Annotated in this window: 12 protein-coding genes; 11 read left to right on the forward strand and 1 reads right to left on the reverse strand. The window is 38.9% G+C overall.

The features are described from left to right. Window positions 1-255: 255 nt before the first annotated feature. Window positions 256-1,167 (reverse strand): PAS domain S-box protein, encoded by a 912-nt coding sequence (locus tag LS482_RS19645; RefSeq protein ID WP_233029234.1) that lies wholly within the window; start codon window positions 1,165-1,167, stop codon window positions 256-258. 496 nt (window positions 1,168-1,663) lie between these two features. Here LS482_RS19645 and LS482_RS19650 point away from each other — a divergent pair, with 496 nt between their 5' ends. From LS482_RS19650 to LS482_RS19700, 11 genes are all read left to right on the forward strand, one after another. Next, the gene (locus LS482_RS19650; RefSeq protein ID WP_233029235.1) at window positions 1,664-3,352 is read left to right on the forward strand and encodes an FISUMP domain-containing protein; all 1,689 of its coding nucleotides are present in this window, start codon (window positions 1,664-1,666) and stop codon (window positions 3,350-3,352) included. A 148-nt stretch (window positions 3,353-3,500) separates the two neighbouring features. Next, a complete protein-coding gene (locus LS482_RS19655) occupies window positions 3,501-4,826 on the forward strand; it encodes an amidohydrolase family protein (RefSeq protein ID WP_233029236.1) in 1,326 nt (441 codons plus the stop codon). A gap of 54 nt (window positions 4,827-4,880) precedes the next feature. Next, window positions 4,881-5,600, forward strand: coding sequence for a CPBP family intramembrane glutamic endopeptidase (locus tag LS482_RS19660; protein ID WP_233029237.1), 720 nt, complete (start codon window positions 4,881-4,883; stop codon window positions 5,598-5,600). Between the two features lie 62 nt (window positions 5,601-5,662). Further along, window positions 5,663-6,553, forward strand: coding sequence for a TolB family protein (locus LS482_RS19665; protein WP_233029238.1), 891 nt, complete (start codon window positions 5,663-5,665; stop codon window positions 6,551-6,553). 67 nt (window positions 6,554-6,620) lie between these two features. After that, on the forward strand, window positions 6,621-6,791 hold the full coding sequence (locus LS482_RS19670; RefSeq protein ID WP_233029240.1) for a hypothetical protein: 171 nt from the start codon (window positions 6,621-6,623) through the stop codon (window positions 6,789-6,791). A gap of 40 nt (window positions 6,792-6,831) precedes the next feature. Next, window positions 6,832-7,533, forward strand: coding sequence for a hypothetical protein (locus LS482_RS19675; protein ID WP_233029241.1), 702 nt, complete (start codon window positions 6,832-6,834; stop codon window positions 7,531-7,533). 3 nt (window positions 7,534-7,536) lie between these two features. Next, complete coding sequence (locus tag LS482_RS19680; RefSeq protein WP_233029243.1) at window positions 7,537-9,000, forward strand: serine hydrolase domain-containing protein; 1,464 nt, start codon at window positions 7,537-7,539, stop codon at window positions 8,998-9,000. A 7-nt stretch (window positions 9,001-9,007) separates the two neighbouring features. Further along, entirely contained in the window at window positions 9,008-9,583 is a 576-nt protein-coding gene (locus tag LS482_RS19685) for an NUDIX hydrolase (RefSeq protein ID WP_233029245.1), read from the forward strand. A 260-nt stretch (window positions 9,584-9,843) separates the two neighbouring features. Beyond that, a complete protein-coding gene (locus LS482_RS19690; RefSeq protein WP_233029247.1) occupies window positions 9,844-11,163 on the forward strand; it encodes a serine hydrolase domain-containing protein in 1,320 nt (439 codons plus the stop codon). 4 nt (window positions 11,164-11,167) lie between these two features. Further along, window positions 11,168-11,854, forward strand: coding sequence for a DUF4386 domain-containing protein (locus LS482_RS19695; protein WP_233029248.1), 687 nt, complete (start codon window positions 11,168-11,170; stop codon window positions 11,852-11,854). A gap of 213 nt (window positions 11,855-12,067) precedes the next feature. Next, window positions 12,068-12,295, forward strand: coding sequence for an FG-GAP repeat domain-containing protein (locus tag LS482_RS19700; protein WP_262707131.1), 228 nt, complete (start codon window positions 12,068-12,070; stop codon window positions 12,293-12,295). The last annotated feature ends 45 nt before the right edge of the window (window positions 12,296-12,340 follow it).

Genomic DNA, 12,340 nt, shown 5'->3' on the forward strand with positions numbered 1-12,340 from the left:
AAAGACCTATTTCGTACTCACTGATCACAAACCTAACGGGAAATCAAACAAATCCAAATCGGTTTGTCGTCACGGATAAACCGGTACGGGTGCAGAATAGTCTTTTGTGTTATCCTCGTAAATACGGCTTTCTCCCTGAATTCAATTCAACACATTTAATTTTCAATTTAAAATAAGCAAAACCCCATTGCTATTATTATTGGGAGCAACCCGTATTTTGAAAATACGACATTTAGCTAACCTCCATGGCAAAAGTTAATATTCCTGAACAAAATCAAAAAGGTACTGCCCCGAATCAAGACCTAATTTTTTTTTCAATCGGTTTCTGGCTACTCTCAGGCTTTCTTTTTTGACAAGCATTGCCTTGGCTATATCAGAAGATGTCATACCCAGTTTTATAAAAGCAAGATGTTTGAGCTCTTTTTTAGACAAATCCGGGAATTTACCGGAGATATTCTTATAAAAATCGGGGTGGATCTTTTTAAAATGAACCATGAAATCTTCCCAGTCTTCATCTAAATTCAGGGTCTCCTGAATGTATGTCAAAATCCCCCTCAGTTCTTTTCTCATATCAGGTTCAAGTTCTAATATTTTATGCTCTACCTTTTTAATAATCGCTTTCTTTTTTTCAAGCAACGCTGACGACAGCAGTAAATTTTGCTGGATAATCTCTCTTTTTTGCTTTTCTGTTTCGGCAATTTTTCGTTCCTGAATGTTCCGTGTGCAGCTTAAAATCAAAACAACCTCACCCTGTTGATTATACAGAGGTACGGTATACCCTTCAAACCATTGATATCCTTTATGCTTTGTTTTAAAAAGCAGTTCGAGTTTCTCCGGTTTGTCAGAAAGCCCTGTTGTTGAAGCTGAAATATTCTTTTGAAGGATTATGAAATGATCGGGGTGAATGAAATCGTTAGGTACTTTACCCTCCAGGTCTTCGGCTGTATACCCCATTATTTTCGCCGTGGAAGGACTGGCATATAAATATCTTCCATCTGTAGGGTGATGTAAACATACTACATCAATAGTGTGTTCTGCTATTAACTTTAACGTATTAATATTGTGCTCCTTCAGCAGTTCGGATAAAGCAACACTATCCGGTTTTTTATTGCTTTCTATGAGCTTTAACAGCGCTTCGGTTTCTCGTCCTTGTGTTTTATAACGCATTGAGTGATACTAAGATAGTTAATAGCAGTTCTAATAATTGCTTACTGCTAAAATAAACACTTTAGATGTAAATTAAATTAAATTCCACACATTAATGAAGCTTTTCATATCCTCTGGCAGTACCTGACGCATTTTACAACTATACCTGAATAAAGTTTCCAAATAAAAATTTCATGTTTGATAACGGTATGTTAACGGTCTGACAGATATGTATTTGTACGAGGTTTGCCTACCCATTATTTTTGGCCATCCTTAAAAAAGGAGAATATTTTTTACAGACACTTAATTTATTTTTATGAAAGCAACAAAAATGGTTTTATACCTGCTTTTGGTTTTTATGGGGCTTTCAGCCCGGGGATAACGCTTGAAAAACAGCAGCTGTTATCGTATCGTGAGTAAACAATGTTAACAGCTGAATGTCAAATCATTACAAATTGTAATATTTTACTATAAAAAGTGCCTTATGGTAAAGAGAACTAAATAAACATCAATCAAAATGACTACAAAATCGAAAAAAATCCTCCTCCTCTTAACGGTATTAACAATTGGTTTTCAGCACCACGTTAATGCACAGGATTTACAAACTGACACAAAATCCACCGAAAACACATTTACCGACCCCCGCGATGGTAGGGTATATAAAACCGTAAACATAGGAACGCAGGTATGGTTTGCCCAAAATTTCGCTTATCTGCCGGAGGTAGATACTGTAAACATATCCGTCTACGGTTATAAGGGAAATTCGGTTAAAAAAGCAAAAAGAACAGAATCATACAAAAAGTATGGGGCCCTGTACTCCTGGGAAAAAGCAAATGAATTAGCGCCCGAAGGATGGCGATTACCGACAGATGCCGACTGGATGCTGCTGGAAACCGCCGTTGGAATGCCTAAAGAACTGGCGGTCAAAAATGGCTGGCGGGGAGATGAAAACAGTACTGTTGCATTGAAGGACAAAGGCCGTTCCGGCTTTGATATAAAGTTTGCCGGATGGCGAACTGATTACGGTGATTTCAGATTTCAGAATGAACACGCCAATTTTTGGGTGGCAGATGCCCGTGACAATGAAAGGGCTTATGAAAGATTAATAGGATTGAATAACAAGAAAATCGGACGTGAGTACGGGAATAAAGGTTGCGGGTTTAGTGTAAGGTATGTGAGAGATATTCCTGTTGAGCACCACATTACGTATCCCGAAAAGGAATGGGAGATGATGGACGACGTGTCCGAATTTGGATGGAGTCAGGATAAAATCAATCAACTTTACCGCTATGCTATAGATAGCACAAACGCTACCGGGATTATCGTTATACAAAGCGGTAAAATGATATACGACTATGGAGACACCCACGAATTGAGTTATATAGCCTCGGTCAGAAAAAGTTTGTTGTCCATGCTATACGGGAAATACGTGGAGAATGGCACTATTAAGCTGAACAAAACGCTTAAAGAATTGAATATTGATGATGTCGGTGGATTATTAGAAATTGAAAAAGAAGCTACAATTTTAGATATCCTGCAGTCGAAATCGGGAGTATACCACCCCGCAAGTAACCCCGGAGGAAATGAATGGTTATTCCCCGAACGTGGCAGTAAAAAACCAGGCACCTACTTTATATACAATAATTGGGATTTTAATGTGGCCGGATACATTTTTGAACAGGAAACCAGAAAAGATATCTACGAGGCTTTTGAAAAGGATATCGCAAAAAGAACAGGCTTTCAACAATGGGATTTATCGAAACAACGAAAATCAGGGGATACAAGTAAATCCAAATTCAAAGCCTACCATTTTGAACTATCCACCAGGGATATGGCGAGGATCGGGTATCTTATGTTACGAAAAGGAAAATGGAAAAATGAACAGGTCATACCTGCATCATGGATAGAAAAAATAACTACCATCACAACAAGTTATAAAGAAATGTATAAAGTTGACCCGAGACTTAAGGATTGGCCCTGGTGGAAATGGGGACAAGGACTTATGTGGAGAATATGGGACAGCCCGGACATAGCACCGGAATTTAAAGGCGCTTATACCGCTACGGGCAACCAGGGGCAATATATTACTGTCTTTCCTTCAATGGATATTGTTGTCGCATTAAAAACAAAAGCTGTCTATGGAAGAAGAACAAATAAAGAAGCCTATGAACGTTTTTTGAATAAGCTCATCGATGCCAGAAAGTAAAAATCCAATCCATAAATATATGCTTGTATACAATTCATTACACCGTTATTTTATCATTGTATTTATTGTATTTTTTTCAAGCTGCAAAAATACTTCAGCAAAAAAAAGCCTTTCTGACGAACAGTTTAATCAAAATCAGGACTTTAAGTTGTCGGACAGCCTGCTGCCTTATGTAAAATACCACGAAAACCTGATGGCATTTACCCATGTCACCTTAACAGACGGCTCGGGCGGGTTTATAAAGTCTAACCAGGTCATCATCATGGAGAACGGGATTTTTAAAGCCATAGGGAATGCCGGTGAAATTAAAATTCCGGAGAAAGCATCCGTTATTGATTTGAACGGAAAGACCGTGATCCCCGGAATTGTGGGAATGCACAATCATTTACATATTCCGGGGTTCCCATACGTTGGTGATGTGGCTTCCAAACTCTATCTGGCTTCCGGGGTGACCACTATCCAGACCTGTGGGGCCGCATCCCCCGGGCAGGAACTGATGTTGTCCGAAAACATTGAACAGGGAAAACAAATCGGCCCGGATATCATACCAAGTGCTCCCTTTCTAACCGGGGAAGGCGGAAATCCTCATATGATTATCCCGAGAAATGAAAAGCATTTGAGGGATACCATGCAACACTACATTAAACAAGGGATAAAATGGTTTAAAGTGTACCGGAATACCAAGCCGGAGGACCTGAAAATCATTCTGGACGAAGCTCATAAAAACAAGGCTAAGGTAAGGGGCCATTTATGCTCCATAACCTTTGAGGAGGCCACTAAACTCGGAATTAACGGTATAGAGCACGGACTGAACAGCACCAGTGATTTCAGGACCGGTAAGGAATATGGTATATGTAACGGCGGCCGGGAATATATGGATGAACTCATTACAGACAGCCCGAAAGTGCGGAAGCTTCAGCAGTTAATGATCGACAATGAAGTATTACTTACCTCTACCCTTTCCATTTATGAGGCCAGTGTACCCAATCGGGCTTATGCAGATTCCCGAGCCCTGAAAGCAATGTCTCCCTATTTACGGAGTCAGTATAAAGAACGGAGAAAGCAATTTGACAAGAATATTGCCGATTCAACCCGGAATAAGCGACTTAAAAGAATTATGCAGTTTGAATACCAGTATTACAAAATGGGAGGTTTGTTATGCAGCGGTGTAGATGCCGGCAGACATGTACTCCCGGGCTTCGGCGATCAACGGAATTACGAGCTGTTTATAGAGGCCGGTTTTTCAACCGAGGAAGCCATTAAAATAATGACGTATAATGGTGCTAAAGCATTAAACCGCAACGATATTGGTACCATCAGGGCCGGTAAAAGAGCGGATTTCGTAATTCTCAACGGGAATTTAAAAAAAGATGTTTCTGTGATTGAAAGCGTCGAAACTGTCTTTAAGAATGGTATTGGTTATGACCCAAAAGCGATTTTAAAAAAAACACAAGGCAGGTTTGGAAAAGAATAGCTTATTAAAGCGCCGTATAACACTTAAAATATTTATTTACTAAATGGTACGGACATGACAAGAAATACTACACAAAATACCAGTAAAACAAAAACCTTAACTGTTTTTATTGTAACCATCATTTTAGGTTATATACTTTTTATAATTCCCGATATATTTTTTGGGATCACCAAAATTAACGGGGGCAAGATTGGTATCAATTTATTATATATGGCCCTTTTTCAGCTTTTATCCGTGACGGCCCTCCTCTACCTGTCCCTCAAAATCCTGAAAAAGGATTTCAAGTACATAGGACTCAGGTTTGAAAACCTCGGAAAAGATATTTTATCAGGAGCTGGTTTCGGGGTGTTATGGACTATCCTTCAGTTCGTTTTCATTATCCCCAACACCGGCGGGATCAACCGTCCGGATATCTATGATATGTCGGCAATGTATGACGGAAGTTTGTTGGGGACGCTTTCATTTGTTGCTTTGGGAGTTATTGGCGGCGGTATTACGGAAGAACTTTTTAACAGGGGATATTTTATCAATGTTCTTAAAGATGTTTTCAAAAATCCCGAAACCGGGCTATGGATTTCGGCAATTCTTTCCATTATACTTTTTGCACTGGGTCATCTGCCCGTAAGCATGTTGGATTGGTTTGACATCCTGGTCCCGACAATAATGTACACTCTGTTATTTCTTTTCACTAAAAGATTAACTGCTTCGATAGTAGCTCACGGCATTTATAACATGTCGGCTATTATACTGACTTATTATATGTATTTTAAATAAAAAAAAGGAGGATCTTAAACAGCATATTAAGACTGGAAACAATAAAAAAATACAGCAAAGTAATGGCAGTGGTTATTGTCCTGTGGATCATCTTATATGCCTGCTCTACGTCTTCAGATAACAAAAAATATTTAGGGCAGGCCCCTCATTCGTTGAAACCGGAGGTGTTTGCACCGGGCCTTATTTCAAAAAAAGGGGAATCGGAATTCGGGTCGGTTTTCAATAAGGAAGCTAATCAATTTTACTATGGGGCAGACATAAACGGCAGATCGGAAATTCGTTTCACTACACTGGAAAAGGAAACCTGGGGCCCGCCGCAAACACTGTTGTCTAATGAAAAATACAGTTGTAACGACCCTTTCCTTTCACCTGATGAACAAAGATTGTACTTTATATCCAACAGGGCTGTTGACGGACTTGGTACAAAAGACGATTACGATATATGGTATATAGAAAGGAATGGAAACACATGGAATACAAAAATGATAAATGCGGGGCCTCAAATCAACTCCGGAAAGAACGAATATTATATGTCGTTCACAACAAACGGGGATATGTATTTCTCTTCCAACACAATGGCTTCCGAAAAAAGGGAACACAACTATGACATTTATGTTTCCGGATATGGCAAAGGCATTTTTCAAAAACCTAATGTGCTAAGCAATTCAATAAATACGGAAGCTTACGAAACCGATGTATTTGTTGCCCCGGATGAATCCTATATCATTTTTTGCAGCATTAGAAGAGATGGTTATGGTAAAGGTAATTTGTACATCAGCTTTAGGGAAGATGGCGGCAATTGGTCAGAAGCCAAAAACATGGGCCCGCAAATCAATACAAAAGATCATGAACTTTGTCAGTTTGTAACCAAAGATGGCAAGTATTTTTTCTATACCGGTAACCAGGACATTTACTGGGTGGATGCCGGAATTATAAATAACCTGAAAGATTAAGATATGAGACATCTGAACCATAAAATCAAAACGGAGGTTATGGGAACGAGAGATAGGAGGAAAAAAGATGAAAACTGTTGAAGCCTGGGGTAACGGAGGCCAGTTTCTGATAATAATTCCTGAAATTGAAATGACCATCACCATAACAGGTGGTAATTATAACCTGTTTCCGGATATGGAAGAAATACCGTTCTCAATTTTGGATAAGCACATCTTACCGGCTGTTAAATCAGAATAGCCTGTACGTTGTCAATTGTGAACCCGTCAAATCAAAACATATGAAAAGACATCTACCAACAATCAACTTCATCTTTTTAATTGTATTGACTTGCTTTTTCTTTTATGACAGCCATGTCAATGACATTAAAACATTCAAAGAAATTCAAGCGGAAAGGTTGAGCATAATCGGACCTGATAAAAATTTATACATTTCGATTAGCAATCCTGAAAGGCAAGCATTGGCCACTACCCACGGTATTCCACATAATCCGGGTTCAAAAAGAGATTTGCCGGGAATACTATTCTTTAATCGCGTAGGCGATGAAGTCGGAGGTATTTATTATGACGGAACTGATGAAGAGAATTTTGCAGGCATCACTTTCGACCAGCAAAAAAACGACCAGATAATGGCCATCATGAAAGACGAATACCTGGAAGAAGGTGAGTGGAAAAGATGGTATGGAATGTTTTTTAGGGAACGCTCAGACTCCATACGGGTTGAAAAATTGTATGATCAATTTCTTGAGAGGACGAAATCAATGACAAAAAAGGAAAAAGATACTGAATATTTGAAATTCAAAAAACACCTGGACTCCGAAATTAATGTGTACAGAATGTTCCTGGGTCGTGAAGAAAACAAAAATACCGGCTTGTTTATATATGATTCAAAGGGAAATGAACGGATTAAAATTTATGTAGATGAATCGGACAATACCCGGTTTGAGATTTTTGATAAAAAAGGAATTAAAACAACCTACTAAAAAATGAAAAAAACACTTCTGATCGTTCTGATCGTCTTTTCCGCCTGCAAGCAACAAAAGAGCTCGGAGATCATACCGGAAGCATTACATCATGATTCCATATCTCAAATAGAAGGTATCGAAAAAAACCTGGCCCCGGTGCATTACCTGAAGGGCAGGAATCATAAAAAGTCGATACCTCAGCTCATGCAGGAGGACAATATCCCGGGAGTGAGCATCGCATTTTTTGATAACGGGAAAATTTCCTGGCAAAAAACATATGGGTATTCCAATCTGGCAGATTCCATAAAGGTCACTCCAAATATGGTCTTTAACGGGGCCTCGTTAAGCAAACCCGTGACCGCAATGGCAGCCTTAAATTTAACGGAACAAGGCGTTTTAACCTTGAATGAAAACGTCAATAATTACCTCGAAGGATGGAAAGTTCCCGACAATAAATTCACTGAACATGAAAACGTAACCCTCAGGCGACTTATTGGCCATACTGCAGGTTTTGAAAGATATGTACAGTCATCCTTTTTTCCTCATGAAGAATTGCCAACCATAACCCAGATGCTGGCAGGAGAAAAACCTTCCGTTGACCCGGCGGTTTCCGTAGTCTATGTTCCCGGAGAAAAACAGGTATATTCAAACCCGGGCTATTCCGTTATTGAAAAACTCATAGAAGATGTCACGGACAAGGAGTTTAATGCCGCCATCACCGATCTGATATTTGAGCCATGCGATATGACCCATAGTTCATTCGAACAGCCTGTCCCGAACCACCTTTCAAAACAAATGGCTACAGGATATTCCGATAAACCGGAGCCCTACCCTTACAAACTGTTTCCCTTTAAAGCGGCCGGGGGCATCTGGACTACCCCTACCGATTTAGCGAAATTTTTATTGACAGTACTGGAAGACCATCATTCGGGTACGAATACCATCCTGTCTGAAAAAATGACAGACAGTATATTCACTAAAACCCCCGAAAGATTAGGATTTGCAAAGATTTACAATAACGAAATCCGGGACATGCTCTTTGAGCACTGGGGAAGTAATTCTGGATTTACCTGTTATATGGTCGCGTCACTTGATCGTAAACAAGGTGTGGTTATTATGACCAACAGCGATAACGGGATGTCCCTGATGAGTTATATCACCAGGGCAGTCGCAGTAGCATACAACTGGGACTTTTTACAACCCAAGGTGTTTGATAGCATTGCAATGGGCGAGACAGCGATGAAGAGGTTTACAGGAAAATTTAAAGGAGGAAGCGAAGTACTGGGATTTGAAGTTGTTAAGGGAACCCTTCACTTTTTAAGTGAGACAGCTACCACTTCAAAACTTGTTCCCGTAGCAGAGAACACATTTATACAGCCGGATAGCAATACACTTTATGAGTTCTTAAAGAATAAAGAGGGCGAAGTGAAATATGTTCGTATGACAAAGGCAGATGGATATAACAGCGATTACCTTAAACAATAAAATAACGATGAAAACATTCATTTTAATGTCCCTGACCGGCTTTCTTGCTTTTTCTAACCCGGGATATTCGCAAGAACCTCCGCCTGTCAACCAGACAGTCATCAGGCTAACCATAATTAAGGATACTGATAAAATCCTGATGCGGAAAACACCATACGGCTGGATGACACCGTCTGTTTATTACAAAGAGAGACAGACTATCCGTGAGGTTCTGGATAGTATTTCGGAATCGTATGGGATAACGATTTCCGAACCGTTTTTAAAGGGGCTTTTTACCTATAAATACGAATTCAAACCCACGGCCGATATGCGTCAACTGTATACGGCACACTATGAAAGCGGCACCTTGAAATCACCTTCGGAAAACGAAGAAGTTTTTTGGATGCCTGTCGAAGAGGCCCTGGAAAAACTGGAGAACACGGTTCCTTCTTTAAAACAGATGACCAGACAAACCATTGAATTCCCTGAAATCCTTTGGGGAGGTTCCTTCATCCTTTTCAGGGAAAACAACAAACTGAATTCAAGAATCGAAGAGGATTTTTACACTTTAACAATACGTCCTGTCAAGGATGTTCAACATTAATTCATTTAGAAAGTCTATGAAATAAACTATATCAATCATGACATCATCAAATCGAAAAACGACAATAGCAGCCTTATTGCGGTGTTTTTTTCACTGCTCGGGAACCACAATGCTCAACAAGATAGTTTCAATCCCCATACAACATATCATCCGGATAGCTTAAAAAACTTGACCACGGATATATTTGATGAAATCGATGAAAATCATCCCGGCTTCTATCGGTATCCTAGTATATCACCATAAAAAAGAATAAGAAAAACATGACTTTTTTCAAAACTTTATTACTCACTATAATAACAACGCATATAGGGTTTGCCCAAAGCGTAGATGCTCAAAACTTAGATGAATATTTCAATACACTTGAAGCCAACAATAAATTTATGGGCAGTATCGCAATTCTTAAGCATGGCAATATAGTGTACTCGAAACAAGTTGGTTACTCAGACCCTGATTCGGAACAGAAACCTGATCGTAATACCAAATACAGAATTGGGTCCATATCTAAAGTATTTACAGCAACACTCGTATTTAAAGCTATTGAAGATGGAAAAATAATACTTAATGAAACTATTGATAAATATTTTCCGGAAATAGAAAATGCAGGTAAGATCACCATTTCAAATCTACTAAACCATAGAAGTGGTATTCATAGTTTTACAGACCATAAAAAAGAGTTTTTAAGCTATCATATCCATCCGAAAACAGAAAAGGAAATGATTGAGATCATTGCCAAGGGCGGTAGTGATTTTAAGCCAGATAAAAAAGCGGCCTACAGTAATTCAAATTACGTGTTGCTATCCTATATCCTGGAAAAACTTTATAAAAAGTCGTATGCCCAAGTTTTGGAAGATGAAATTACCAGGCCGTTAAACTTGAATAATACATTTTTCGGGAGAAAAATAGATATAGAGAATAATGAATGTTATGCGTATCGTTTTGAGAAAAATTGGAGAAAAACAGAAGAAACAGAACCGTCAATCGATATGGGTGCCGGAGGCATTGTATCAACACCAACTGATTTAGTTCGTTTTGCAGAAGCACTATTCAACAACGAAATACTCTCACCGGAAAGTCTCGCGAAAATGAAAACCATTCAGGACAAATTTGGAATGGGACTTTTCAAAATTGAATATTATGATAAAACAAGTTATGGCCACAATGGAGAAATAGATGGGTTTTCTTCTGTTTTAAGATATTTTCCGGATGATAATGTGGCTTTTGCCATTACCTCCAATGGTTTGAACTACAGCTTAAACGCAATTACGGTAACTATTGTTAACAGTCTTTTTAATAAACATTTTAACATTCCCGATTTTAGGGTTTATGAACCAAAAGCTAAAGAGTTAAATCAATATTTAGGAGTGTATTCCAGTAACACATTTCCAGTAAAATTAACGGTAACCAAATCTGGTAATCAATTACAACTACAGGCACCCGGAGATTCTAAAATGAACTTAGAAGCTACGGCCACAGGGGAGTTCAAATACGAACCTGCAGCTATCTCCATAGTGTTTGATGTGGATAAAAACCAAATGCTCATAACACAAGGAGGCAAAACCAATGTTTTAAATAAAGAATAAGGATATGAACCCATTAAAGAGTAAGGTAAAATTAGCCGGATTGCTTATCATACTAGGAATGGTAGCAGGCATTCTTAGCATATCTCCAGCAATAGATTCTCCCGCTTATTTAACAGGCGCAGCTGCCGGTTCAAACCGGGTAATCATAAGTGCTCTTTTTCAATTTGTTCTGTTCCTCACCTATTTGGGTTTTGTACTTTTACTGTACCCTGTACTTAAAAGGTACAATAAAAGTTTAGCCCTGGGCTTTCTGAGTTTTAGGATCACAGCCGGTGTCATATTGATTCTGGGAATCGTAATATTATTATCAATATTGGCTCTGAGCCAGGAATTTGTAAAAAGTCCTTCGGAAAACAGTATGGTGTTTGAAGCATTGGGTAATGTGCTTAAAATAACACGGGATTATATAAACCATGTGTTTATGGTATTGACATTAGGGATGGGTAACCTCATGCTGTATACACTGCTTTTTAAGGCAAAATTAATCCCGGGATGGATCTCTGTCTGGGGCATTTCAGGCACTGTGCTATCCGTATTGGCAAGCGTTTTACTCTTATTTAAGATAGTTGATGTAATAACGCCCGAATACCTGGTTTTAAACGTCCCAACTGCACTATTTGAAATTGTCTTCGGATTTTGGTTAATATTCAAAGGTTTAAATCCACGGGACAAATCGGCAGAAGCAGTATAACATGGTATAATGAAAGGAAGAAGTATTGTTGACCATAATAATTTCGGATTATAATAAATCTCCTATGCACACATACTTCAAAAAATTGATATTCATTGTATTTTTTGCGTTTTCCTCTATGGGAATATCGCAGGAAGTTTCATTTTTTAATGCCGACGGTTTTTTTCAATCGGCACCCGATCCAACCGAACGGCATCAATCACCCTGTCTGATATTGACCGAGATGGGGATTTAGATGCGCTCGTGGCAAACGGCCGTGACTGGACCGAACAAAATTATGTGTTCTACAACGATGGAAAAGGTGGTTTTAAACAGGCGCAGCCCATAGGGAAATTTTTAAATGCTTCATACGCCATGGTAAGTGCTGATTTTAATAATGACGGATTTATGGATATCGCAGTCGCCAATGTGAAGCCGGAGAATTCACCGAAATCGGATTAAGGTACGACTTGCGATTTATGAAATTGTTCCTTTTTGTTACAGTAT

This window comes from Sinomicrobium kalidii, from assembly GCF_021183825.1.
Classification (GTDB): Bacteria; Bacteroidota; Bacteroidia; order Flavobacteriales; family Flavobacteriaceae; genus Sinomicrobium; species Sinomicrobium kalidii.